Genomic DNA, 25,988 nt, shown 5'->3' with positions numbered 1-25,988 from the left:
ATGCCCCCGACGGCTACGACTGCCCGTTTTGCCGACTGGCCGCCGGGGGCGAGGACAGCCTCGGCGCAGCACGACATCGTGCTGCGCCGTGAGCACGCCCTGGCCTTCGTAGCCTCCCGCTGGTGGCCCAACAACCAGGGCCACGTCCTGGTCGTCCCGACCGAACACCACGAGAACCTGTACGACCTACCAGCGCAGTCCGGCCACGCCGTCCACGACGTCGTCCGAGAGGTCGCAATCGCCATCCGCAGCACCTACGGCTGCGCCGGTGTCTCCACTCGCCAGCACAACGAACCGGCCGGCTACCAGGACGCCTGGCACTACCACGTCCACGTCTTCCCGCGGTACCCCGGCGACAACCTCTACAACACTCGTCACCTCGAAACGTCCGCAACCCCCGCCCAGCGCGAGCCCTACGTCCGCCGACTACTCGACTGGTTCGACCGCTAAGTAGTCAGGTCGTGGGAGAGAGCGTCGACGATGTCGACGAAGGCGTCGCGGCCCGGGTCGTCGACGTCTCTCAGTCCGGCCAGCGCACAGGCGGAGGGCGGCAGGTCACGTAGCGGGATCGCGATCACATCGGGGTGCTGGAAGTGCTCCGCGAACGGCGCGACCGTCGGGTGCACGAGTCGGCCGCGCGCCAGAAGATAGAGGAGCTCCGCATTGTCGTCGACCATCGCGTCGACGAACCGGACCTGCCGCCCTGACGGTGTCCTGGCCGGGCAGGTCGCCTCGGCCAGCTCCGGACTGAGTCCATAGGGTCGCCTGACGTCGTGGTCCGCGAGGTCCTCGACGGACAGATCGGCGCGGCCGGCGAGCGGATGGGTCCGGCCGACCATCACGACGCGCTGGTCCGCGACGCTCAGCACCGGACCGACGACGACATCCGGCTGGTCGAGCGGAAGCCGCGTCACGACCAGGTCGACCTCGCGACGCCGCAGTGGACCGAGGCGGTCGCCGAAGGGCATGGTGCTCAGCTGCACGGTGGCGCCGGCGTACGCCGCCTCGAACCGCTCGACAGCGCGACTCAGGACGTCCACGCCGGACGCGGCATTCAGCAGCCCCACGCGCACGACCCCCGGCCCGGAGCCACGGAACGCGGCCGTGCGCAGCACCCGGTCCAGGCCGGTCACCGCGGGGACGAGCTCGGCGTACAACGCGCGTCCGGCCTCGGTCAGTTCGACGACACGGCTGGTGCGGCGGAACAGCGGTTGACCGCCCAGCTTCCGCTCCAGAACCCGCACTGTCTGGCTGACGCGCGACGTCGTGAGACCAAGACGCCCGGCCGTGCGCCCGAAGTGCAACTCCTCGGCGAGCACCAGGAACAGGCGAAGTTCACGCATCTCGACGTCCGGCATCGTTGAGCAATGCTACACGTTGCGTGCAGCAGATCGGCGTTGATCGCGCGCGATCACGGTGCGAGGGTCGGGTCATGGTGATCACGGTGGGCGTGCTGACACCACACTCTCGACGAGGCGGCTTCCGGGCCGCGCGCGCCGTCCAGTACCTGGAGCGCCGGACCGGACGCCTCGTTCTGACGGCGAACCAGGTCCTGCTGTGGTCCGTCCTCGAGCAGACCGGAGCACCGGTGGTCCGAGGATTCGGGATGTTGTTCGACGAACACCAAGGAAACAAGGGAGAGACAGGTCATGCGAGACGTCGTTCTGTACATGTCGATGTCGCTGGACGGGTTGGTCGGCAGCGACCGCGAGCACCCCGGGGTCGCGATCCCCGAGGGCGCGGAACTCAAGCAGTGGAAGCTCGACCGCATCAGCCAGGCGGGTGCGCACCTGATGGGCCGTACGTCGTACCAGGAGATGGCGTCCTACTGGCCGCACTCGGACGACGAGTACGCGGCCCCGATGAACAACATCCCCAAGATCGTGTTCTCCAAGACGCTCAGCGACGCCGAGGCCAGTTGGCCGGTGACGCGGGTCGCGCGCGGCGACCTCGCGACCGAGATCGCCGCGATCAAGGCCGAGCCGGGCCCGGACGTGATCGTGTGGGGCGGCGCACGGTTCGCCGGCGCGCTGGCCGCAGCGGATCTGATCGACGAGTACCGCCTCCTGGTCCAGCCGTTGGTGCTGGGCGCCGGTCAGCCCCTGTTCGACCAACTACCGACCTCCAGGCACCTGACACTCGTCGAGGCCCTGCCGTTCCCCAGCGGCATCGTGCTCCACACCTACCGTCCGCAGCACAGCTGAGCATCCACCGACCAGCCAAAATCAACCGAAAGGCCATTGTTTTCAAGGGAATTCGTGCAACCCTCACGCCTCAGCGCGGCGAAAGACCAGCGTGAAGGTGTACGGTGCGACCTCGAGCGTATGAGGGGATGTGGCGGGTGGGCCGCAGGAGGCTGAGCCGAGGCCGTTCTGGGCCAGGTCGAGGTTGAGGTAGACGTGCTCGCGGGGCGTGAGGTCCGAGCGGTGGCGGGCGCGTTCCAGGTCCTCGGCGGTCCAGCGGCGGGCCGTCAGCTGGAAATGCGGCGCGCCGGTCACACGGAGGCCGTTGCCTTGAGCATCGGTCAGCTCAGCCCAACGGATGTCGATGCGGGAGCCGTTCTCCTGCGGTACGACGTACGGCGTCTGCAGCTCGTCCACGGTGCATTCGTACCGTCCCACCCGGGCCGCCTCACGACTGTCCGCATAAGCCTCACCTGGCCCGCCGCCGTACCACTGCACGTTCTCCAGTTCCCGCGGCAGCGTCATACGTACGCCGACCCGCGGCCAACTGCCGCAGCGTGGGGTGACGGCGGTGCCGCCCCACTCTCCCTCAGGCTGTACGTCCACGGTCAGCCGGAGAGCATCAGCGTCTGCGGTCCAGTGGTACATCGTACGCACACCGACGCCGAGGCCCTCCGGTGCGACCCGAGCCCGCACCACTAGACCGCTCTCCATCACCTCGACGGCCTGGACCCGGTGCAGCAGGCGGTCGAGGCCAGCGGCGCGCCACTCCTGGGTGACGCCGTTCCGGCCGCCCTGGCCGTTGTCGTTGTCGGTCGGAGCACGCCACAGGTCCAGCACAGGCCCGTCGACCGCCTGTCCAAACAGCCTGGTCAGCCGACCGGTACGACGGTCGAACTCACCACCGCCAAGCGTCAGGTCCTCCCCGCGGTCAACCACAGCAGCCGCCACAGGCGCAGGTTCCACAGCCGGTTGTTCCAGCACGAACTGCGCCCACGCAACCTCGTGTCCCGCAGTCGCCCACGCCTCGTCCTTCGCAAGCACGGCACGCACCGTCAACACCTGTTCCGAGGTGGGCGGACCAGCCGTTGCCCGGGACGGGGTGGCGACCTGGGTGGACTGGCCCGGCGGGACCGGAGGGATCGTCAGGTTACCTGCCGCTACTTCTACACCGTCTTCCTCGACGGTCCAGAGGAACGTGAGGTCGTCGAGCGAGGTGAAGGTTCGGTAGTTGTGGACGACGAGCGGATCCGGCCCGGTGAAACGAACCGGTTCGATGACCTTCTTGTACTCGGTCAGACCCGGCGACGGGGTGCGGTCCGGGAACAGCAGGCCGTCGATGCAGAAGTTCATGCCGTGGAGTTGCTCGCCGAAGTCGCCGCCGTACACATGGTCGGTTGCACCGGGCAACAGCAGACCGTGGTCGATCCACTCCCAGAGGAAGCCGCCCTGCAGCCGCGGATAGCGCTCGAGGATCCGCTGGTAGTCGGCCAGCCCGCCGGGGCCGTTGCCCATCGCATGCCCGTACTCGGCGAGTACGAACGGCAGCGCGCGGCGCCGGGCCTCCAACGACGGGTGCTCGGCGGTCTCCTCCGGTACGTCCTCCGTCCGCGTGCCGATCGCCTCGAGGTCCTCCAGCGGCGGGTACATCAGGCTGTAGAAGTCGGAGAACTCGTACGTCCGGTCCCGCTCGTAGAACAGTGCCCGCTCCGGGTCCCGCTGCCGCGTCCAGGCCGCCAGCTCGCCGAAGTTCCGGCCGCGGTGGCTCTCGTTGGCCAGCGACCAGATGACCACGCTGGGATGGTTCTTGTCGCGTTCGACCATCCGCCGCATCCGGTCGAGCATCATCGGCGCCCAGTCCGGGTCGTCGGCCGGGTTGCCCCGCCAGTCGGTGTAGATGAACCCGTGCGTCTCGATGTCGCACTCGTCGATCACCCACAACCCGAGCTCGTCGCACAGGTCCAGGAACGCCGGATGCGGCGGATAGTGCGCGGTCCGTACGGCGTTGACGTTGTGCTGCTTCATCAGCACGAGGTCCTCGCGCATCGCGTCCACCGTCATCGCCCGGCCGCGCCGTTCGTCGTGCTCGTGCCGGTTCACGCCGCGGAAGAACAGCGGCTGCCCGTTCGCGGTGAACAGCCCGTCCACCATCCGCACCGTCCGGAACCCGATCCGCAGCTCGACCGTCTCCCCCGGCACCTCGACCGTCGCGTCGTACAGCCGCGGCAGCTCGGCCGACCACGGCTCCACCGCACCGATCGTCACCGGCGCCCCCGGCTCCGCGACGACACCGAGCTCCGGTACCCGGACGACCGCGTCCGGCGCCGTGTCGACGCGCAGTGTCCCGGCGCCGGTCACGTGGTCGTACGACGCGTGCACGAAGACGTCGTCGATCAACGGCCGCGCGAGCAGCGTCACGTCCCGGAAGATGCCGGGCAGCCACCACATGTCCTGGTCTTCGAGGTACGAACCCGACGACCACTGATGCACCCGGACGGCCAGCCTGTTCCGTCCCGGCCGCAACAGGTGGCCGACGGTGAACTCGCTCGGCAGCCGGCTGCCCTTCGCGGTCCCTGCCTCGACGCCGTTCACCCAGACCTTGAAGCACGAGTCGACGCCCTCGAACCGCAGGACGGCGCCGTCGGCCGGCCAGTCGCCCGGCAGGTCGAACGAGCGGACGTGGTCACCGGTCGGGTTGGCGTCCGGCGCGTACGGCGGATCGATCGGGAACGGGAACGCCGTGTTGGTGTACCGCGGCCGGTCGTGCCCCTGCAGCACCCAGTGCCCCGGGACCTCCAGCTCACCCCAGTCCGGCCCGATCTCTGGTACGCCGTCCGGCGCGCTGTCCCGGAGCTTGAATCTCCAGCGGCCGTTCAAGCAGATCCGCGGCCGCGACGACCGCAACCACGCCCGCGGCTCCCGGGCCCCGGTGCTCGGCGTCAGATCCTCGAAGTACCTCACTGCGCCTCCTTGAGCACCCGCACGTCCCACGGCCCCAACTCGATTCGCCCGACAGGCACTGGCGGCGACACGACGACCGAAGCACCCGACCAGTTGTGCACGAACCACAACCGCTCCCCCGCCGCGTTCACCGCCGACAGCGCGGTCACCGACGGAGCCCACAACCGCGACTCCCCGTACAGCGCCGCCGCCAGCGCAGCGTCCGGCACCGTGCCGACGTACGTCACCCGCCCGGCGCCGAACCGCTTGGTCGTGACGATCGGCCGGCGGCCGTCCGGATGCTCGTACGACGCCAGCACCTCGGCGTCCTCGACGAGCAACGTCTCCGCCCACCGCGTCGCGCATCCGTCCAACCCGCTCACCGGCATCGCGGCGTCCAGGTTCTCGAACTCGTGGTACGCCACTCCGGCGGCCTCTCGCAACCTTGCCGGAGCGACCAATGGCCGCGGCCGAGCCTCCAGGTCGGCGTATCCCGTTCGCGGTCCGCCGATCAAATGCCCACCGTCGCGCGCGTAGCCGACCAAGCGATCCAGCACAGCATCCGAGGCCACGTAGAGGCCGGCTGCAACCACCACCGGCGCCGACAACGCGGCGTCGAGCCGCTCGACGGGGACCACTCCGGGCCGCAGCCCGGCGTCCAGGACCCCGCCGTAGAACGCTTCGACGATCGTCCGGTACGACGCCTTGTCGGGCTGACTGTTCGCGGTGGCCAACGGCGGCTGGCACTGCATCGCCCAGTCGCTCTCGGTCGACCACAGCACCGCGACGTCGACATCAGGCGTCAGCTCCGCCACCGACGAACCGGCCGCCGTCAGCTCCGCCCCGATCGCGGCGATCTCCCGATACACGCGCCCGGGCTCGAGCCCGTGGCCCAGAATCCCGCCCCAGAATGTCTCCGCCCCGTGGTTGATCGAGTGCCAGTGCCAGTACTCGACCATCCGCGCACCGCGGGCGACCATCGCCCAGGCGATTTGCCGGAGCTGCCCGTCGTACGGCGGCCGGTTCTGGTGCGAGCCGCCGATCGAGGTCGCGTTCGTCTCGGTCACCAGGAACGGCTTGCCGCGTGACCCGTACACGCGGTCGGCGGCCAGGAACAGCTCGGACACACTCCGACCGATCCACCCCGGCGCCAACCGCGACGGCTCCGCCGGTCGCGCGAGCCCGTCCTGCACAGCCACGTAAATGTTGCCGGCTGCAACGTCCAGCTGCGACGTCAAGTCCACGTCGGCCACCGCCGGCCGGTCGTACGCCAGGCAGGTCGTGACGAACTGACCCGGCCGTCGTAGCTCGCGGACCAGTTCCGCCTGCCACCCGATGAATTCCGCGGTCCGCGAAGCCTGGAACCGGCGCCAGGCCAGGTCGTACGACGGGGTGCTGTTCCCGTCCGGCCGCCACAACTCGGACCAATCGCTCAGCCGATGCGACCAGTAGGTCAGTCCCCAGGCCTCGTTCAGCGCCTCGACGTCGCCGTAGGTCCGGCGCAACCCGGCCACGAAATCGCCGAAGACCGACGCGTTGTGAGCGAGCAGCACACCCGGCTCGTTGTCGACCTGGTACCCGATCACCGCTGGATGATCCCGGTACCGTTCCACGATCCGGCGCACCACCCGCTCCGCGTGGAAGCGGAACGCCGGCTGCCCGTAGTCGATCTCCTGCCGGATCCCCCACGGCACCGGTACGCCGGTCTGACGCTCAGCTGCGATCTCCGGGTGCGCCCGCTGCAGCCACGGCGGTACGGCGTACGTCGGAGTCCCGAGGATCACGGCGATCCCGCGGTCGTGGGCGCCGTCGAGCACCGGACGGATCCATTCGAGGTCGAAAACGCCGTCCTGCGGTTCCCACGTCGACCAGACCGACTCACCGACGCGGACGGCGGTGATACCGGCCGCGACCATCAGGTCCAGGTCGGCCGGGATCCGGTCACCGAGCGAACGGGGCAGATATTCCGGGTAGTAGGCCGTCCCCAGCACGACATGTGGCGGCAGCATGCGCCAACGCTAACCGACGGCAGACCGCGCGTGCAATCGTTTGCATGCAGGGATTTCAGCGAATCCGGGCCCGTCGCCGGGCGGTTCCGGTGCTGGCCCGGACCACGAGCTCGGGCGTGAGCAGATCCGGCGCCGGCCAGTCGTCGCCGCCGAGTCGCTTGGTGAGCTGCTGCCACGCCAGCTCGCCCAGCCTCGCCCGCTCGTTGCGCAGCGACGTCAGCGGCGGCCGTGAGTACGCCGCGATCGGAATGTCGTCGTACGACGCGACCGACAACTCCGACGGAACCTCGACGCCGTTGTCGTACATCCAGCTCAGCAACCCGATGCCGACCAGGTCGTTGAACGTGATCACCGCGGTGGCCCGGCTGTGCAGGACGGCCGGGCCCGCGTCGTACCCATGGTTGCCGGACCAGCCGCCGTCGACCTCGTCCAGCGTCACGTCGAGCGCCCGCGCCGTACGACGCAGCGTGCGGCGGCGCTCGCCGTCGGACCACGACGACGCCGGGCCGCCGACGTACAGCACGCGGCGATGGCCGAGGCCGGTGAGATGCTCGAGCAGCAACCGCGAGGCGGCCCGGTAGTCGATCGCGACCACGCCCGCGTTCTTCACGGTGCGGTTGATGCACACCACCGGCACCGGTAGCGCCAGCGCCTTCTCCAGGCCGGCGCGGGTGAGCCGTGAACTGCAGAGCACCAGCGCGCCGGAGTAGTCGACCAGCTCGTCGACGAGTCGCAGCTCCTCGGCCGGATCCTCACCGCTCTCGCCGATCAGCAGGCGGTAGCCGCCGGCCCGCGCCGCGGCGTTCAGGCCCTTCAGCACCTCGGAGAAGAACGGGTTCGCCAGGTCGGGCACCGTCACGCCGACCGTCAGCGGGCGGCCGAGCTTGAACTCCTGCGCCCGCTTGTCGGCGCGGTACCCCAGCTGGCCGGCCACCGCGCGCACATGGGCGACGACCTCGGGCGAGATCAGGTCGGATCCGTTCAGCGCGCGCGACACCGTCGAGACCGAGGTGCCGGCCTCGCGTGCCACATCGATCAAGCGAACCCGTTCCGCCACTGTGTTCCCCTAAATCCCCTCAGAAGCACCGATCCGAACGTTCCGGATCGTCACGTCGTCGGCGTACTGTACGACAGCTCCCGCCGCGACCTCGTCGAACCGGCTGTCGGTGATCGCCACCGAGGAGATGTGCTTGGCCTCCGCCCCCACGATGCGATAGGCCCGCTCGGCGCGGGCCACCCGGACCCGGTCGAAACGGATGCCGTGCACAGCGGGGAACAGCGACTGGTCGCCGCCTCCCTGGTAGCTGAAAGTGATTTCCAAAGGACGATACATCCAGGCGCGCGAATCCACGTCGCTGACGTCGACATTGCGGACGTATCCGCCGCGGGTCGAGGTGGACTTCACGCACAGCAGCCATTGCAGGTACGCCTCGTCGGCGGCCGGATCGCCCGGCGCGTACAGCCGCCGGACGAACACGTCCTCGATGCCACCGCTCATCTCGCTACCGACAGCGACCGCGGCGCCACCGCTGACGAAGGCGCAGTCCTCGACGATGATCCCGCGTGACGGCAGGCCGAGCCGGCGGCCGTCGGCGTCTCGGCCGGACTTGATCGCGATGCAGTCGTCGTGGGTCGCGAACGTGCAGTCGCGGATCAGCACGTCGGTGCAGGACTCCGGGTTGCAGCCATCGCCGTTGGGGCCGAGGTTGTTCACGGTGACGCCCTGCACGGTGACGTTGCGGCACTCGAGCGGGTGGATCGTCCACATCGGCGAGTCCTTGACCGTCACGCCTTCGATCAGCACGTTCGTGCAGCGGAACGGCTGGATGAAGCTCGGGCGGAGGTAGTGACCCGCGCCGAAGACGCGCTGCTCGACCGGGACCTGCTCGTTGTTCATCCGCTCGAGCTCGGCCCAGTCGGCGCGCTGGTTCGGCAGGCCGGTGTGCCAGCCGTACTGCCCGCTGCCGATCAGGTACCACCAGTGCTCGTTGTCGCCGGCGCCGTCGAGCACCCCCTTGCCGGTGATGCCGATGTCGGTCTGCCCCTCGGCACGGATCAGCGACGAGTAGTTGTACACCTCGACGCTCTGCCAGCGGGTCCGGACAACCGGCAGGTACGCCGCGGGGTCGGTGCTGAACCGCAGCGTCGCGCCCTCCTCGAGATGCAGGTCGACGTGACTCAGCAGGTTGATCGCGCCGGTCTGCCACACACCGGGCGGTACGACGACATGCCCGCCGCCGGCCTGGTGACACGCCGCGACGGCGGCGGCGATCCCCGCGGTCGCGTCGGCCGGCGTCGCGCCGTACGCCGTGATCGGGAACCAGGCGTCACGGAACCGCGGCGGGCGGATCCGCGGCCGGATCAGGCCTTCGGCGCCCGGATCGGCGGTGCCCGGATCGGCGGCCGCGGGCAGGCCGATGCCGGCAGCAACCACTCCTCCGACCGAGAGACCGAGAAGTTGTCGACGGGTGGGACGCATGGGCGGAACACCTTCCTCAGGGGCGGATGAGGTAAAGCTTTGCCCGCAAGTATCCAAGAGATTCCGCACCGGTCAAGCCCAGGCGTTGACACCCTCGCGGTCTGCGGGCACGATCGGTTGCAATCGTTTGCATGCTAGGAGGCCGCGGATGACCGCCCCTGTTCGTCGCCGTACCGTCCTGTTCGCCGGCGGAGCCGCTCTCGCCGGCGGATCCCTGCTCGGCGGCGGCACCGCCCCGGCCGCCGCCGCGCTCGCCCCGGAGGCGTCCGCCGACGCGCAGATCGCCGCCATCCTCGGCCGGATCCGCCCGCCGCGGTTCCCCGACCGCTGGTACGACGTGACCGATTTCGGCGCCGTCGGCGACGACGCCACCGACTGTACGGCGGCGTTGCGCGCGGCGATCGAGGCGTGTCACCGCAGCGGCGGCGGGCATGTCGTCGTACCGGCCGGTGACTACCGCACCGGCGCCGTTCATCTGTTGAGTCGCGTCGACCTGCATCTGGCGGCCGGCGCGCGACTGGCGTTCAGCCAGGACCCGGCCGCGTACCTGCCGGTGGTGCCGACGCGCTACGAGGGGACGGAGTGCTACAACTACTCCGCCTTCGTCTACGCCTACGGACAGCGCGACATCGCGGTCACCGGCGCCGGCGTTCTGGACGGCCGCGCCGACGCGACGCACTGGTGGGACTGGACGGGCGGCCCGCCGCCCAACGAAGGACCGGACAAGACGCTGCTGATCCAGATGGCCGAGACTGGTGTCCCGGTCGAGGAGCGGGTATTCGGCGCCGGCCACAACCTGCGGCCGAACCTGCTGCAGTTCAACCGGTGCGAGAACGTGCTGCTCGAGGGCATCACGGTCAAGGACTCGCCGATGTGGAACCTGCACCCGGTGCTCTGCCGCAACGTCACGATCCGCGGCGTGACCGTCGACAGCCCGGACGGGCCGAACAACGACGGCATCGACCCGGAGTCCTGCACCGACGTGCTGATCGAGAACTGCACGATCTCCACCGGCGACGACTGCATCGCGTTCAAGTCCGGCAAGGACGCCGACGGCCGGCGCGTGAACGTTCCCGCCCGGTACGCCGTCGTCCGCAACTGCGAGATGGCCGACGGGAACGGCGGCGTGACGGCCGGCAGCGAGACCAGCGGCGGGGTGCTGGACATCTTCGTCCGCGACTGCCGGATGAGCAGCCCGCACCTCGAGCGCGCGATCCGGATCAAGAGCAACCCGAACCGCGGCGGCACGATCGCGAACATCGACGTCCGCCGGGTCGCGGTCGGCCAGGCCGCCGACTCCGCGATCGAGATCGTGCTCAACTACGCCAACGTGACCACCGGCGCCTACCCGCCGGACGTGCACGGCATCACGATCAGCCAACTCACCGTGGCGTCCGCGCCGCGGGCCCTGAATCTGCTCGGCCTCACCGACGACCCGCTGCGCGACATCCACCTGCATCAGTGCCGCTTCGACGCGATCACCGAGAAGAACGTGATCGAGAACGTCGAGGGCCTGCGCCTGGACCAAGTCTGGATCAACGGCGCCCGCGTCGACAACTGAAGGAGCCCTCCATGAATGACGTGAGCCGGAAGAACTTCCTCCGCCTCGGCGCAGCCGCGGCCGTCACCGGCACCGCCGGAATCCTGACAGCCGGACCTGCCGCCGCCGCCGACGGCGCAGCCGGGTCGGCGCTGCACGATCCGGGGCCTGGCTGGGGATATGTCAGCGAGATCCTCCGCAACACCCGTCCGCCGCGGTTCGCCGCCCGCGACTTCTCGATCACCACGTTCGGCGCGATCCCCGACGGCACGACGCTCGCCACGGATGCGATCGCGAAGGCCGTCGACGCCTGCCACCGCGCCGGCGGCGGCCGCGTCGTCGTACCCGCCGGCACCTTCCTCACCGGCGCGATCCACCTGAAGTCGAACGTCAACCTGCACGTCTCCGCCGGCGCCACGCTCCTGTTCAGCAGCGACCCCACGCAGTACCTCCCGGTCGTCCTGACCCGCTTCGAGGGCCAGGAGTGCATGAACTACTCGCCGTTCATCTACGCGCGCGACTGCGAGAACATCGCGGTCACCGGCAGCGGCGCCTTGGACGGCGGCGCGACCTGGGACAACTGGTGGTCCTGGGTCACGCCCTCCGGCCCGGACGCCCAGACGCTGCAGCAGCTGGCGGCGGACGGCGTACCGGTCGAGGACCGCGTGTTCGGCGACGGCCATCACCTGCGCGCCGCGTTCATCGAGACGCAGTCCTGCCGCAACGTGCTGATCGAGGGCCTGACGATCCTGCGGTCGCCGTTCTGGGAGATCCACCCGGTGCTGTCTCGCAACGTCACCGTCCGCGGCCTGACCATCGACAGCCGCGGCCCGAACAACGACGGCGTCAACCCGGAGAGCTCGCAGTACGTCCACATCCAGGACTGCACGCTGAACTGCGGCGACGACTGCATCGCGATCAAGTCCGGCAAGGGCGCCGACGGGCTGCGGATCAACGTGCCGTCGGAGAACATCCTGATCGAGAACTGCACGCTGAACATCCGGTACGGCGCCATCACGATCGGCAGCGAGATGACCGGCGGCGTCCGGAACGTGTTCGTCCGCAACTGCACGATCGGCAGCCCGAACCTGTACTTCGGCCTCTACATCAAGACCAACTCGGTGCGCGGCGGCTTCGCCGAGAACATCTACCTGCGCGACCTCGACATCTCGAACCTGACCAAGGAAGTCGTGTCCTGCAACTTCTATCGCAGCGAGGGCGACGTCGGCCCGCTGACGCCGCGGGTGCGGAACGTCGAGCTGCGCAACGTGAACGTCGGGCACGCCCGGAACGCCTTCTCGATCTTCGGGTACCCGCGCTCGCCGATCCAGGACTTCCGGCTGATCGACTGCACATACACCAGCATCGACGCCGCGAGCTCGATCCAGGACACGGAGCTCACGTTCCAGAACTTCACTGTCAACGGTCAGCTGATCACCGACCCGGCGCAGCTCACGTGACCGCTCCGGACACCGCTCACCCGGCAGGCTGGCCGGACGCCGACCGCATTCTGGCCGGCGTCCGGCCGCCGGTCTTTCCTGCCGTCGACTTCCCGATCACCGCGTACGGCGCGGTCGAGGCGAACGCCGGCCCCGGAACCGCTGCCGCGATCGCCGCCTGCCACGCAGCCGGCGGTGGGCGCGTCGTCGTACCGCCCGGACGCTGGCACACCACCGGGATCCGCCTGCTGTCGTCCGTCGAACTCCACGTCAGCGAGGGCGCGACGCTGCTGTTCAGCACCGACCCGGCCGACTACCTCCCGCTCGTCGAGACGCGGTACGAAGGTCTCGACCTGCTGAACCACGCGCCGATGATCTATGCGCACGGCTGCACCGACATCGCGATCACCGGTACCGGCACGCTCGACGGCCAGGGGTCGTGGGACAGCTGGTGGCAGTGGTTCAACGAATGCGACGACGAGTTCCGGACGCTCCGCGAACAGAGCTGGTACGGCGTACCGCTCGCGGACAGGGTGCGGGGCACCCGCCTGCGATCCAGCTTCGTCCAGCCGTACGACTGCACCAACGTGCTGATCGAGGGCGTGACCGTGGTGCGCTCACCGTTCTGGCAGATCCACCCGGTGCTCTGCCGCAACGTGACGATCCGCGACCTGGTGATCGACTCGCAGGGGCCGAACAACGACGGCATCGACCTCGAGTCGTGCCGCTCGGTCGTCGTCTCCGGCTGCGTGATCGACGCCGGCGACGACTGCATCGCGCTCAAGTCCGGCCGTGAGGCGGACGGGCTGCGGGTCGGCGTACCGACCGAGGACGTGCTGATCGAGAACTGCGAGCTGCGGGTCAAGTACGGCGCGATCACGCTCGGATCCGATCTGACCGGCGGCGTCCGCAATGTCTACGTGCGCGACTGCCGGATCGGCGGGCCGTACTTCGCGCTGTACATCAAGACCAACGCGGTCCGCGGCGGCTTCGTCGAGAACGTCTACCTGCGCGACATCACGGTCTCCGACGTCCTGAAGGAAGTCGTCCAGTGCAACTTCCACCGCGGTGAGGGAGAGGCCGGCCCGCTCACGCCGTCCGTCCGGAACGTCGAGCTGCGCGGCGTGACCGTGGAGCACGCGCGCAACGCGCTGCTGCTCCGCGGCTACCGGCACGCGCGGATCGAAGACTTCCGGCTGGTGGACTGCGCCTTCACCGTCGACCAGCCCAGCACCGTGCAGCACGCGGTGCTGAGCTTCGACGACGTCACGATCAACGGCCGTGGCGTGAAGGACGTCCACCAGATCCGTTAGGGCAGATGCGCGCAGTGGACGTCGAGGTCCCACAGGATCACCGACAGCGCGTACTGGCTGATTGTGTGGTCGCCGTGGGTCGCATCCTCGAGCAGCTCCCAGTGGCCGTTCGACTCGTTGCTCACCGCATCGGTACCGATCACCGCGATCCGCTGCCGCACCGCCGCCTCGTACGACCGGTGGCCGACGCCGTTGAAGCAGCACTCGTCGAACCGGTTGAGGATCTGCATCTGCCGCCGGTGCGGCCCGACGGCGGCGAGCGCGTAGAAGTCCGGGAAGTCGGCCAGCCCGTAGAACCCCGGCTGCATGTCCAGCCGCTGCTCCCAGTCGCCGCGGGTCGGGCTCGGCTTCGGCGACCCCGGCCGGACGAAGAACGGCAACGAGCCGGCGGTCGGGTACGACCGCGTGATCCGGGTGTCCAGCGCCGGGTACACGCTCGTCGCCCACCCGCCGCCGGACAGCCCGATCATCTGCACCGACGACGGACGGTACGTCGCCTGCACGTAGTTCATCGCGACCGCGAGCGGCGTCAGGAACAAGGCGAGCGGTGAGTACGTGGCCGAGGCCCACTGCGGTAGATCGTTGTGCGACGGCTGCAACTGCTTGGTCGGATCGGCCGGGTCCTGCAGCGTCTTCGGGTTCCAGTGGTAGAACGGCATCGCGAACAGCAGCACGGTGTACCCGTGGTCGAGCAGCCCCTGCGCGACCCGCTGCATCGTGTCTAGGCCCTCGCCGTGCCCGTTGTGGTAGAACGCGACCCGCCGGTGCGTGCTCTGCACGGGCTCGAGCACGAACACGCTCGCGACGTACCCGAACTCCATCGCCACGTCGAGCTTGTCGAACCGCCGTACGCCGGTGAACGCCGGCAGTTCGGGCGGCACGCCGACGTCGCGCCGCACAGCGGGCAGCCCGGTCGGCAGGACGCCGGTGTCCTTCCAGACCTGCGCCACCAGCTGCGGCCGCAGCGCGTCCGCGTCGGCGGCGGTGTGGATCTTCATCAACTCCTCGACGTCCACCCCGACGACGACCTGCGGCAGCGTCTTGTACGTCGCCGCGTGGGCCGCCGCGATCTCAGCATTCACCGGCGCGACGGGGCGCGGCGCCGGGTGCGGCTGCACACCGCCCGCGGGGACCTCTGTCGCGGCCGCGGTCAGCGGCCATCCGGTCGCGCTGCCGGCAGTCACGGCGAGAGCACCTCCGAGAATGGCCCGACGGTTGACGTTCTTCATCATGAATCACCTTTCGAGGCGGGGAACGACCGGGTGCCATCCGCCGAACACGAACGACGGGTCGCGCAACTGCGCGGCCTCCTCGTCGCCGAGCTGCCGGGAGCACGCCAGTCGTGTGCTGGTGTCGAGCGGCCGGCCGGCCAGGTCGGTGCTGTGGTACTCCCAGAACCGGATCTGGCCGGCGGCCGCGCAGTCGTTGGGGCTGGTGATCTGCCAGCCGGTCTTCTTCACGTGGCTGTCCATCGCGGAGTCGACGAAGACGGCCTGGCTGGTCGGGAACCGGCTGAGCTCGGCACGCGCCAGGAACACGCTGTCGTCGGGCACCTCCGGCGCACGGGTCAGCCGCACCCGGACGAAGATGTTGCCGGGACCGTTGTCGGTGTTGCGGACCTGGTTGTAGTAGCCCTCGTGCAGCGCCTTCAGCTCCGAGTCCTGCATGAACACGCCGCCGGTCCCCCAGACGAAGTCCACGTCACCCTCGACGTAGCTGTTCGTCACGAACGCCTGGCCTTGCAGGCGCAGGCTGTCCTGGTAGCCGAGGATGCGGACCCGGGCAAGCACGATCCGGCTCCCGTTCCCGAAGAACGCCTCGGCCTGCGAACCGCGGTACGGCGTGAGGTTCTGCACCGTCACGTCCGACATCGTGAAGTCGTCCGCGAACACGGCCATCGCGGACCGCCAGCAGTTGAACCGGTCGGACTGCGGGATGACGCGGCGCTGGCAGTACGACTGTTCGGGCGGGAGGTTGCCCATCGCGGAGTCGCCGTTCAGCAGGTTGTTGTTCGGGTAGCCGATCACGGTCTTGCCGGCGCCCGCGCCGCGAATCGTCAGCCCGGGCTTGGTCGGCGGCACCCAGACCAGCTCGCGGTAGAGCCCCGGCGCGACGTCGATCGTCGCCTTGTGCCCCTCCCCCACGAAGTCGACCGCCGCCTGCACTGTGCAGAAATCCCTGCCGGGGCCCACGGACAAGCGCTCATCGGTCCTGGGATTGTGCCGGGTTCTGAACCGCCAATCCTTGGTGCCACGGTCCCCGACCACGAACCCGGGATCGACAGTTACGAAGTACACCTGGCCAGGCTCGAGCCGCCGGTGCGGATAGATCGTCACCGTTGGCCCGTCGACCACCACCGCCTGGTACATCCACCTGTGCAGCTGCCCGAAGTCCGTCTGCGCCTGCCCGACCGACCGCTGGTACGACGTGAGGTCCGCAAGGCTGATCGTGTCGACGACGTCCCCGTTGGCCGCGTGGATCTGGACCTTCCCGGTGACACCGAGCCTGACGGGCCCTTGGTAGGTGAGGGTCAGCGGCGTGTCTGAGCAGGTCGCCTCTGTGAGTCCCTGCGGCGCGAGTTTCGGCGTGCCGATGGGGTCGGTGGACCAGCCGGTGAGGCGTTCGAGGACCGCGGTGAGCCTGGCGGCCGCGACCTGGTGGCCCTGGATGTTCGGGTGCGTGCTGCCGTTGAAGTCGTCCGGTCCCAGCCAGCCCGTGGTGTCGACGTACACGATCTTGCGGTCGTTGGCCGCCGCGACCGCCGCCTTGATGTCGTCGGCGTGCGTGCCGTTGAACGGGCGCAGGGCAACGATCAACGTGTGCGGGTAGGCGGCGCGGATCTTGCTGAGGTACGCGGCGTACGCAGGAGTGAACTGCGCGCTGTCGTACGCCGCGTCGTTCGTGCCGAAGTTGACGACGACCGCGCCGGGGTCGAAGCCCGTGGCGGGGAAGCCGGCGAGATTCCAGCCGAACGACTCCGCGGCGGTGCCGACGTTGCCGTGCCCCGGCTGCAGGATGCCCTGCTTGCCGAAGCCGACCTGGTTGGTGTCCGCGCCGAACGCCTCCCCGACCAGATGCGGGTACGCCTTGGTGCCGTCCGCGCAGTCCGTGCCGAGCTCGGCGCACAGGGCCATCACGCCCTGGGTGATCGAGTCGCCGTAGAACTCGATCCGGTGCTCGGCCGTCGTCGGCAGCGGGATCAGCTTGGCGTCCGGGGCGAGCTCGATCTTCTTCAGCACGACGCCGGTCTGCAGCGGGACGTTCCAGCGGTTCTCGTACTCGTCGACGTCCTTGACCAGGATCTCGGCGGTGTGCGCGACCGCCGGGTCGAGGTCGTCGGCGAACACCTTGTGGTCCGCGTCGACCTTGTGCAGCACCGGCGCCCCGCCGTCGATCGCGACGTACAGCTGCGCGGGGACCGTGATCGACGCGGTGTCGAACAGGGCGCCCAGGTGCGAGCCGGTGAAGCGGAAGCGGACCGACGAGCCGGAGTTCACCGTGATCGCGACGTCGTCGTCACGGCCCCAGTGACCGTCGAGCTCGATCCGCGGGTCGAACGGGCCGTACGTCGCCGGGTTCGCGGCAGCTGCCGGTCCGGCGGACACGGTCAGCAGTCCGGCTCCGGCGAGCACGACCAGGCACACGCTCAACAGACGATTTCGCACGGCGATCTCCTCGCGCGGACCGCCGCAACAGAAGGCCCGGGGCGGTGGGCGGGTAATCCTTTTCCTGGCAACCGTGACAGCGCTGCGCGGTGACGTCAAGGGTTCGCCTGAGGAAATCGGGAAAAGGTTTACATCGTGCTGCCGGCAGCGATCTGCGCTGCGCTCATGGTCCAATGGGGCGGTGAGAAAGCCCGTTGCGAACCGCGCAGCTCGTGCGACGATCCATGACGTGGCGCGGCTGGCCGAGGTGTCGACGGCGACCGTGTCGCGGGTGCTGAGCGGCGGCAAGCCGGTGTCGCCGGAGGTCGCCGACCGGGTCCGGATGGCCGCCCAGGACGTCGGTTACCGGCCGAACCCGGCGGCGCAGACGCTGTTGCGCGGCAGCAGCCGAACGGTCGGCGTCGTCGTACCGGATCTCGGCAACCCGTACTTCGCGGAGATCCTCAAGGGCATCGCCGCCGAGGCGGCCGCGGACGAGCACCACACGCTGGTCGCCGGCACCGAGGAGGATCCGGAGCAGGAGTACCGGTCCGCCATGGAGCTCGCGCGTTGGGTCGACGGTCTGCTGCTGTGTGCGCCCCGGATGAGCACGCCGCGCCTGCGCGAGGTCGCGGAGGCGGCGCGACGACTCGTCCTGATCAACCGGGTGTTGCGACACCACGCCGTCGGCTCGGTGGTTGTGGACTACCACCTCGGTGTGCGGGCGCTGTGCGAGCATCTCGCGTCGCTCGGGCACAAGCGGATCGCGTACCTGCAGGGGCCGACCGCCGCGTGGTCCGATCAGCAGCGGCAACGCGGCTTCCGCTCGCCGGAGGCGTCGGGGCTCACGATTGTCCGGGTGGAGTGCGGTTCGACGCTCGTCGATGGGCGGGAGGCGGTCGAGGAAGCGCTGACGTACCAGCCGACCGCGATCATCTGCTTCAACGACCACGTCGCCGTCGGCGTCCTCAGCCGTCTGCGCGAACTCGGCCTGTCCGTCCCGCACGACATCTCCGTGGCCGGCATCGACGACGCCCCGATGAGCGCGCACACCGACCCCGGCCTGACGACGTACGCCGTGTCCACGGTCGAGCTCGGCCGCCAGGCCTGGGAACGCTTCACACCGAAGGTCACCACCGCCACCACCCACGTCCGGGGCGAACTCGTCGTCCGCGGCTCCACCGCCCGCCCACCCCGCCGCCGCTGACCACAGGTCACCACCGCCACCACCCACGTCCGAGGCGAACTCGTCATCCGCGGCTCCACCGCCCGCCCACCCCGCCGCCGCTGACCACAGGTCACCACCGCCACCACCCACCTCCGAGGCGAACTCGTCATCCGCGGCTCCACCGCCCCGCCGCCGCTGACCACCCCACCACCAACCGAGCCGGCATCACTCGGCGCCCCTCACCCCGCGACAGCCGCCGTCCGACCCGACGTCACCTCGTCGCGCCCAGCGTCTCGGCGCGCTGGGGCATCTGGTGGGTTTGACCCACCAGAGCGCCGCTGCCGCGGAGCGAGTAGCGGGTCAGGCCTGGGCGGTGAAGTGGTAGGTGCCGGGGGCTACTCGGCAGGTGGTGGTGTCGGCGCCGGCTTCGCGCAGGGTGATGCCTTCGGCGTCGGTCAGGGGGTGGCCGGACTCCTGGGTGGAAGCGGGGTTCGAGGTGGGGATGTGGATCGTCGCGTCGGCGCCGGGTGGGACGGTGACGTCGAGCGTGAGGGTGCCGTCGGCGATCTCCCAGCGGGTCGAGACCCGGCCGGACGGGATGTCGTACGACGCCTCGGCCCAGGTCAGCCGACCGCCGGGACAGGGCTTGATGACGAGGTCACGGAAGCCGATCGACTCGGGCGCCTGGCTGATCCCGGCGACGTCGCCGTACAGCCATTCGCCGACCGAGCCGAGCGAGTAGTGGTTGAACGAGTTCATCGCGACCGGGCCGAACCCGCCTTCCTCGGTCCACCCGTCCCAGCGCTCCCAGATCGTCGTCGCGCCGTGCTTGATCGAGTACCCCCAGGACGGGTAGCGGTCGTCGTGCAGCAGGTCGTACGCCAGCTCGGCGTACCCGTACCTGGTCAGGATCGGGCACAGCAGCGCAACCCCGGCGAACCCGGTCGTCAACGATCGCCCGCGGAGCTCGAGATCCGCGACCAGATGCTTGACCGCTACCTGTTCGGCCTGCTCCGGCAGCAACCCGAACGCCAGCGGCAGCAAGTACCCGGTCTGGGTGTCGCCGCGGACCTTGCCCTCGGCATCGACGAACTCCGCGACGAACGCCGCCGCGATCTTCGTCCACAGCGCGCGGTACGCCGCTGCCTCGTCCGTCAGCCCGAGCACCTCGGCGGTCGCGGCCGTGAACTCCACGCTGCGCGCGAAGTACGCCGTTGCGAGGACGTCGCGATCGGTGCGCACGCCGACCTGCAGCCAGTCGCCGTAGTGGCCGCTCGTGCGGTGCCGCCAGATCAGGTCGGGGTTGGCACGGTGGACATAGTCGACCCAGCGCTGCATCACCGGCCACGCGGTCCGGAGCACGCGCTCGTCACCGTAGATCCGGTACAGCGTCCACGGCACGATCGTCGCCGCGTCCGCCCACGCCGGCGTGCCGTGCCGGCCGGTGATCACGTGCGGGATCACGTCCGGAATCGCGCCTTCGTCGGTCTGCGCCACGGCGAGATCCGCGAACCAGTTCTCGAAGAAGGTCAGCACGTCGGCCTGGTAGGCCGCCGTGGGCAGGAAGATCTGCGCGTCGGCCGTCCACCCGAGGCGCTCGTCGCGCTGCGGGCAGTCCGTGGGGACGCTGACGAAGTTGCCACGCTGTCCCCACCGGATGTTGCTGAGCAGTTGGTTGACGCCGGGATCCGAACACTCGAACCGCCCCGCGACCGGCGTGTCGGAGTGCAGCACCCGACCGGTCACGTCGTCGGCGGTCAGCTCGCCCGGATACCCGTCGACCTCGACGTACCGGAAGCCGTGCACGGTGAAGATCGGCTCGAAGAACTCCTCGGTCGCGCCGGCGCTGACGAAGTAGTCGGTGGCGTCGGCCGTCCGCAGGTTGGCGGTGTACAGCTCGCCGTCGGCCTGCAGCATCTCGCCGTGCCGCAACCGGATCCGGTCTCCGGCACCGGCGCCGCGAACCCGCAACCGCACGCGACCGGCAAGGTTCTGCCCGAGGTCGACGATGAAGCGTCCTGGCTCGACCGCGGTGACCGCAACCGCCGGCACGTCCTCGGTGACGCGCACAGGATCGGTCGTCGCCGCGATCAGCGTCGACACGTCACCACCGAGATCGCCGGCGGGTGCCCACTCGCTCGCGTCGTACCCAGCGCTGGACCAGTCGCCCAGCTCGAGCCTCGCGTCGTACGACTCCCCCATCAGCAGGTCGGCGAATCTGATCGGTCCGACGTGTTCGACCCAGCGGCCGTCGGTCGCGACCACGGTCTGCGAGCCGTCGGGGTGATCGACGACGAGCTGCGCGAGCAGTTGGGGCTTCTTGCCGTAGTGGTGCGCGTGGCTGCGAGTGTCCCACCCGACGTACCCGGACCACCAGCCTTCGCCGAGGACGGCACCGATCACGTTCTCGCCGGCGCGCAACACCTCAGTCACGTCGTACGTCTGGTAAGCGACGCGCTCGCGGTAGTCGGTCCAGCCCGGCGTCAGCTCGTCGTTGCCGATCCGCCGGCCGTTGGCGTGGAACTGGTACAGCCCGTGGGCGGTCGCGTAGAGCCGGGCCCTGGTGATCGGCTGGGTCAACTCGAACGACCGGCGGTAGTAGCGCGGCGGCGCGATGGTCGCCTGCCGGACCGTCCGCGGCTCGGCGCGATCCACCGGCGGCTCGAAGTACGGATCGGTTTCGTAGTCGTGCTCGATCCAGTGCGCCTGCCACTCGTCGTCATGGAAAAGCCCGGTCGCGAACGTCGCCTCGGCCGACGTCACGGCTCCAGCCGCGTCACGCACCTCGAGCTGCCACACATAATCGGTCTGCGACGTCAGCGGAGCACCGCCGTGGTCAACGGACGTCGTCCGCTCGCTCCGCCACCCGCTGTCCCACACCTGCACGCCGTCGCGCAGCACACGCACGCGGAAGGCCTCCTGCCGATCGCCACGCGTCGGCGACGCCAGCCGCCAGCTCAGCCGCGGTCGCGCCGTACCGATCCCGAGCGGGTCTGCTCGGTGTTCGCAGCGCAGGTCGTACGCCGTCAGCCCTGGCAGCTCTGTCACGGCCGGCGTTTCGGACAGCACCCAGTCAGTTGTCACCAGGACCACTCCGTCTCGGGTCGATGCAGCTCGTACTCCCGCAGGCCGCCGGCGTGCTCGGGGCGGTCGCCGTACATCGGGCGGGACGTGCCGGGCGGGTCGATCGCGATCACGTCGTCACCTCGCCAGGTGGTCCGGAACTCGTTGCCAGCCGCAAGCTCTGTGGTGGTCTGCTCGACCATCGGGAACGTCACCACGATCCGCTCTCCCGGCTGCGGCTTCGGGATCGACAGGTAGCCGTCGGGCGCCCAGATTCGCTCGGCGCCGGTCCGCTCGTCGTCTCCGCGGCGGAGCTTCAACCGCGCATACCCGGCCCAGTCGGGGATCCGCACGCGGAGCTCCTCCATCGGCTCGTTGACGTGCAGCTCGACCTTGCCCTCGACCGGCAGGTGGCTGATCACGTCGACTGCGTGGTGCCCGCGCGTCAGCAGCAGGTTGACCCGCCGCACCTGGTGGTCGCCGGTGACGATGCTGTTCCAGGCCCAGAACAGTCCACGAACGCCGGAGCCGACACAGCATGCCTGCACGTCGTTGGTGTGGCCACGGCCCAGCGGCACGTCGGAGACATAGTCGTTCGGAGCGCCGTATCCGCAGAAGGCGCCGAGGACTCGCTCGCCGACGTCCACGTACGTCCGCCAGCCGGGCTCGTCCTGTGAGCGGTCCGGGGCGGACTCCACCCAGCTGACGTCCTGCAGTTGCGACGCGGCCAGGTGGTTGCGGACGAAGCGCTCGACGACCGGCCAGTACTCCGTGAGTCCGTTGCCGGCCAGCGTCGTGCCCAGACCGATGAGGTCCACGAGAGAACAGGTCTCGTGCTCGAACTGCTGGTCGGCGAGGTCGCCCGGCGTCCAGCCGAACCTGGTCGCCTCGCCGAGAACCCAGTCATAGCTGCGGCGCACGAACTCGGTCAGCCCGTGGTCACCGGTGTGCCTGGCCAGTCGCGCCAGCCCCTCCAGCGTCCCGACGCGCGTGTGGAAGTGGCCGCTGCGGTAGGCACGGGCGGAGTTGAAGCTCCCGTCCGCGTTGAACACACCGCTCTTCTCCACGATCAGACGGGCGAACCACTCGCACAGCTCAAGCGCGTCAGTGTTGCCGGTGGCCTGGTGGTACCGCAGCAGCGGCATGATCAGACGGCCGGAGAACGAGGCCGGGTCCGGCGCGAGGTGCAGGTCGATCGCGTTCGACGACGGCCAGCCGTCCTTCGTGTACTCCGAGGCCGGATAGAACCAGACGTCGCGCTCCTTGATCGCGATCCGCCTCAGCGCTGCCACCTGACGGTCCGCGGCCCGCCGGGCCTGTGGATCATCGGCCGCAACCACAGCGGTCGTCATCGCAAGGAGTGTGGCGCGCTGATCGATCAGATTCGCGTTCGGCAGCCAGTGTCCCTTGGGATGGACCTGGCGGTAGGTGAGACCGTCGTCGGCGAGCAGCGCGAACAGCCGCTGCCGGTAGCGGTCGGCGATCGTGTCCCACCGCGGATCCCAGTCCTTGCCTCCGGTCATCTGCCGGGTGAGCAGGATCGCATCGGTGAGCCGGCCGTGGCTGGAGCCGTAGTCCCAGTCGCCGTGGTCCATGCGGGCCGGGCGGGCCAGCAGGTTCGCACTGAAGAACGGGATGCCATCCAGGTCGTCGTCGGCCAGTCCGGTCACCGCGTTCATCGCCAGCGCGGCCCGGTCCTCGAGCAGCAGTGTCGCGGGGATCGTCGCCATGAGGTAAACCTTTGCCTCCTCGGCCGCCGAAGTCAACCGGCTATCCACAGGCTGGCCGATCCGCCTTGTTTTCTTGACGTTTGCTGGCGGAGACTGGGCGGACCCGAGCGAAAGGAGAGGCCTCGTGCGAGCAGCAGTTCTGGAGGCGCCGCGGCAGGTTTCGGTGACCGACGTGCCGGATCCCGACACGGGCGGCGACGTGCTGCTCAGGATGCGCGCGGTCGGGCTGTGCGGCTCAGACCTGCACACCTGGAGCGGGCAGCACCCGTTCCGCAAACCACCCGTCGTGCTGGGCCACGAGGGCGCCGGAGAGGTCGTGTCGTCGGGCGACCCACGCTTCCGGCCGGGCGACCGCGTCGCGGTGCTGCCGGCCCTTTCGTGCTGGGAGTGCACGCGCTGCGAAACCGGGAATCCGCATCTCTGCAAGCACAAACGCGTCCCCGGCCTGGGCTGGCCGGGCATGCTGAGTGAGCTCTTCGCCGCGCCCGGGCGGGTCCTGATCCCGCTGAACGACGAGATCGGGTACGGCGAGGGCGCGATGATCGAGCCAGCCGCCGTCGGGTGGCGCTCGACATCGGCCGTGCGGGCCGGTGACGCCGTCGCGGTCCTCGGCGGCGGCGCGATCGGGAGTCTCGCGGCCGCGATCAGCCGGCACCGCGGCGCTCGGACGGTGCTGGTGAGCGACATCAAGCAGCACAACCGCGAGTTCCTGGTGGCACAAGGCGTCGACGTCGTGGTCGATCCGCTCTCGTCGGACCTGACGTCGATCGGGCTCGAGGTTAGTGGTGGCGACGGGTTCGACGTGGTCGTGGTGGCTTCCGGGCATCCCGGGTGCCTGGCGGAGGCGTTGGCGTTGTGCAGACCGCGCGGGCAGGTCGTGCTGCTGCCGATGTTCGGCGGCGCGCTGACGGTCGATCTGAATCCAGTCGTTCTCAAGGAGGTCACAGTGCAGGGCTCGACGATCTACACACCAGCCGATTTCGCGGCAGCGGCACGGCTCGTCAACACCCGGACCCTCGACGTCCGTCCATACATCTCGGACATCGTGCCACTCGACCGCACACCGGAGACCTTGGCGGCGATTGACGGCGGCGCCGCCCACCTCAAGACCCAGATCGACCCGACGCGATGAGCGCCCACGAGGTCGTCGCCACCTATCTGATCGAGACCTACCTCCCACTGGAGCAAGCCGCCGAAGCCGTAGCCGGCGAGCAATCCACAGGCACGTTCACAGCCGTCGCACGCGAAACCCCCGAGCTCCGCGAACGCTTCGCCGCCCGAGTCGTGTCGATCGAAGAACTACCCCCCACCGGCAACCCCGACCTCCCAGGAGCCACCCGACCACCCGCACCGCGCACGGGCTCGCCGGGAGCTGGGTTACCGAGCGCTGGGTCACCGGGCGCTGGGGCACCGGGCTCGGCGGATGCGGCACACGCGGCCGGACGGACGAGTGGTCGGGTGCGGGTTGCCTTCGGGCTCGACAACTTCGGGCCTTCCTTGCCCAATCTGCTCGCCGCGGTGGCGGGGAACCTGTTCGAGCTCCGGCAACTGGCCGGGATCCGGCTGCTCGACCTCGAGCTCCCGGCGCCCTTCGCCGAGCGCTACCCCGGCCCGCAGTACGGCGTCCGCGGGACGCGCGAGCTGCTCGACCGGCCGGCCGGCGTACTCCTCGGCACGATCGTCAAGCCGAGTATCGGGCTGCCGCCGGAGGAGCTCCGCCTCGTCGTCCGCGAGCTCGCCGAGGCCGGGATCGACTTCATCAAGGACGACGAGCTGATGGGCAACCCGCCGCACTCGCCGCTCGCCGACCGCGTGGCCGTCGTCACCGAGGAGCTGGACAAGGTCGCCGCGCGCACCGGACGCCGCCCGATGTACGCGTTCAACATCACCGACGACCTAGACCGTATGGCCGCCAACCACGACCTTGTCCAGGCAGCCGGAGGCACCTGCGTGATGGTCTGCGTGAACCTCGTCGGCTTCACCGCCCTCGCCTGGCTCCGAGAACGCTGTGCCCTCCCCATCCACGGGCACCGCGCAATGACCGGCGTCTACACCCGCGCACCGCAGCTAGGCATCGACTACGTCGCCTGGTCCAAACTCGCGCGCCTGGCCGGCGCGGATCACCTGCACACGAACGGCCTGTCCAACAAGTTCTACGAGACCGACGAGGAGGTCCTCCGCTCAGTCACGGCCGTCCGCACACCCCTACTCGGAGGCTACGAGACACTCCCCGTCCTCTCCTCCGGCCAGACACCAGGCTTGGCCCCAGAAACCTACCGCCGCACAAACACCACCGATCTCCTAGTCCTGGCAGGCGGCGGCATCCACGGCCACCCAAGCGGCCCCGCCGCAGGCGTGACCGCCATGCGAGCAGCCTGGTCAGCCGCAACCTCAGGCACCGACCTAGACAAGGCCGCCGCCCAGTTCCCCGCACTACGCGAAGCCCTGGACAAGTTCGGCGGCAACCGTGTCTGAGACGA

Annotated in this window: 17 protein-coding genes; 8 read left to right on the top strand and 9 right to left on the bottom strand. The window is 69.5% G+C overall.

Annotation, left to right across the window (positions count from 1 at the left end):
* Positions 1-450 carry an HIT domain-containing protein gene (locus AB0I12_RS16900; RefSeq protein WP_359930054.1) on the top strand — a complete coding sequence of 150 codons (450 nt, stop codon included), beginning with the start codon at positions 1-3 and terminating at the stop codon, positions 448-450.
* Here the strand turns inward: AB0I12_RS16900 and AB0I12_RS16895 are convergent.
* Complete coding sequence (locus AB0I12_RS16895) at positions 447-1,358, bottom strand: LysR family transcriptional regulator (RefSeq protein ID WP_359930052.1); 912 nt, start codon at positions 1,356-1,358, stop codon at positions 447-449. The two genes, AB0I12_RS16900 and AB0I12_RS16895, sit on opposite strands and share 4 nt — an antisense overlap.
* Positions 1,359-1,649: 291 nt before the next feature.
* Here AB0I12_RS16895 and AB0I12_RS16890 point away from each other — a divergent pair, with 291 nt between their 5' ends.
* Positions 1,650-2,204 (top strand): dihydrofolate reductase family protein, encoded by a 555-nt coding sequence (locus AB0I12_RS16890; RefSeq protein ID WP_359930050.1) that lies wholly within the window; start codon positions 1,650-1,652, stop codon positions 2,202-2,204.
* 63 nt (positions 2,205-2,267) lie between these two features.
* On the opposite strand, the gene AB0I12_RS16885 is transcribed toward AB0I12_RS16890, so the two are convergent.
* From AB0I12_RS16885 to AB0I12_RS16870, 4 genes are read right to left on the bottom strand one after another with little or no spacing between them, the layout of a single operon-like run.
* Positions 2,268-5,144 (bottom strand): glycoside hydrolase family 2 TIM barrel-domain containing protein, encoded by a 2,877-nt coding sequence (locus AB0I12_RS16885; RefSeq protein WP_359930048.1) that lies wholly within the window; start codon positions 5,142-5,144, stop codon positions 2,268-2,270.
* A complete protein-coding gene (locus tag AB0I12_RS16880; protein ID WP_359930046.1) occupies positions 5,141-7,132 on the bottom strand; it encodes a beta-galactosidase in 1,992 nt (663 codons plus the stop codon). The genes AB0I12_RS16885 and AB0I12_RS16880 overlap by 4 nt, the downstream gene beginning before the upstream one ends.
* 55 nt (positions 7,133-7,187) lie before the next feature.
* Positions 7,188-8,162, bottom strand: a complete 975-nt coding sequence (locus AB0I12_RS16875; protein WP_355700187.1) for a LacI family DNA-binding transcriptional regulator — start codon at positions 8,160-8,162, stop codon at positions 7,188-7,190.
* Positions 8,163-8,198: 36 nt separating this feature from the next.
* Positions 8,199-9,611, bottom strand: coding sequence for a glycoside hydrolase family 28 protein (locus tag AB0I12_RS16870; protein WP_359930044.1), 1,413 nt, complete (start codon positions 9,609-9,611; stop codon positions 8,199-8,201).
* 148 nt (positions 9,612-9,759) lie between these two features.
* On the opposite strand from AB0I12_RS16870, the gene AB0I12_RS16865 reads away from it, so the two are divergent.
* Genes AB0I12_RS16865 through AB0I12_RS16855 form a run of 3 tightly spaced genes read left to right on the top strand, consistent with a single transcriptional unit; the run spans position 9,760 to position 13,903 of the window.
* Positions 9,760-11,172 (top strand): glycoside hydrolase family 28 protein, encoded by a 1,413-nt coding sequence (locus AB0I12_RS16865; protein ID WP_359930042.1) that lies wholly within the window; start codon positions 9,760-9,762, stop codon positions 11,170-11,172.
* An 11-nt stretch (positions 11,173-11,183) separates the two neighbouring features.
* On the top strand, positions 11,184-12,611 hold the full coding sequence (locus AB0I12_RS16860; RefSeq protein ID WP_359930040.1) for a glycoside hydrolase family 28 protein: 1,428 nt from the start codon (positions 11,184-11,186) through the stop codon (positions 12,609-12,611).
* The gene (locus AB0I12_RS16855) at positions 12,608-13,903 is read left to right on the top strand and encodes a glycoside hydrolase family 28 protein (protein WP_359930038.1); all 1,296 of its coding nucleotides are present in this window, start codon (positions 12,608-12,610) and stop codon (positions 13,901-13,903) included. Before AB0I12_RS16860 ends, AB0I12_RS16855 begins: the two co-directional genes overlap by 4 nt.
* Here AB0I12_RS16855 and AB0I12_RS16850 read toward each other — a convergent pair.
* Both AB0I12_RS16850 and AB0I12_RS16845 read right to left on the bottom strand, forming a co-directional pair.
* Positions 13,900-15,087 (bottom strand): hypothetical protein, encoded by a 1,188-nt coding sequence (locus AB0I12_RS16850; RefSeq protein ID WP_359930036.1) that lies wholly within the window; start codon positions 15,085-15,087, stop codon positions 13,900-13,902. The two genes, AB0I12_RS16855 and AB0I12_RS16850, sit on opposite strands and share 4 nt — an antisense overlap.
* Positions 15,088-15,138: 51 nt before the next feature.
* The gene (locus tag AB0I12_RS16845; protein WP_359930034.1) at positions 15,139-17,568 is read right to left on the bottom strand and encodes a pectinesterase family protein; all 2,430 of its coding nucleotides are present in this window, start codon (positions 17,566-17,568) and stop codon (positions 15,139-15,141) included.
* A gap of 181 nt (positions 17,569-17,749) precedes the next feature.
* On the opposite strand from AB0I12_RS16845, the gene AB0I12_RS16840 reads away from it, so the two are divergent.
* Entirely contained in the window at positions 17,750-18,754 is a 1,005-nt protein-coding gene (locus tag AB0I12_RS16840) for a LacI family DNA-binding transcriptional regulator (RefSeq protein WP_359930032.1), read from the top strand.
* Positions 18,755-19,075: 321 nt separating this feature from the next.
* Here AB0I12_RS16840 and AB0I12_RS16835 read toward each other — a convergent pair whose 3' ends face one another.
* Together AB0I12_RS16835 and AB0I12_RS16830 are read right to left on the bottom strand one after the other, a co-directional pair.
* Complete coding sequence (locus AB0I12_RS16835) at positions 19,076-21,799, bottom strand: family 78 glycoside hydrolase catalytic domain (RefSeq protein ID WP_359930030.1); 2,724 nt, start codon at positions 21,797-21,799, stop codon at positions 19,076-19,078.
* Positions 21,796-23,508 carry a hypothetical protein gene (locus AB0I12_RS16830; RefSeq protein WP_359930028.1) on the bottom strand — a complete coding sequence of 571 codons (1,713 nt, stop codon included), beginning with the start codon at positions 23,506-23,508 and terminating at the stop codon, positions 21,796-21,798. The genes AB0I12_RS16835 and AB0I12_RS16830 overlap by 4 nt, the downstream gene beginning before the upstream one ends.
* A gap of 124 nt (positions 23,509-23,632) precedes the next feature.
* Between AB0I12_RS16830 and AB0I12_RS16825 the strand changes: the two genes are divergently transcribed.
* Together AB0I12_RS16825 and AB0I12_RS16820 are read left to right on the top strand one after the other, a co-directional pair.
* Complete coding sequence (locus tag AB0I12_RS16825; RefSeq protein ID WP_359930026.1) at positions 23,633-24,640, top strand: alcohol dehydrogenase catalytic domain-containing protein; 1,008 nt, start codon at positions 23,633-23,635, stop codon at positions 24,638-24,640.
* Complete coding sequence (locus AB0I12_RS16820) at positions 24,637-25,983, top strand: RuBisCO large subunit C-terminal-like domain-containing protein (RefSeq protein WP_359930025.1); 1,347 nt, start codon at positions 24,637-24,639, stop codon at positions 25,981-25,983. Before AB0I12_RS16825 ends, AB0I12_RS16820 begins: the two co-directional genes overlap by 4 nt.
* The last annotated feature ends 5 nt before the right edge of the window (positions 25,984-25,988 follow it).

This window comes from Kribbella sp. NPDC050459 (assembly GCF_040655315.1).
GTDB lineage: Bacteria > Actinomycetota > Actinomycetes > Propionibacteriales > Kribbellaceae > Kribbella.
The sequence above is the reverse complement of the archived record's forward strand: the minus strand, read 5'-3'. Positions and strand labels throughout refer to the sequence as shown.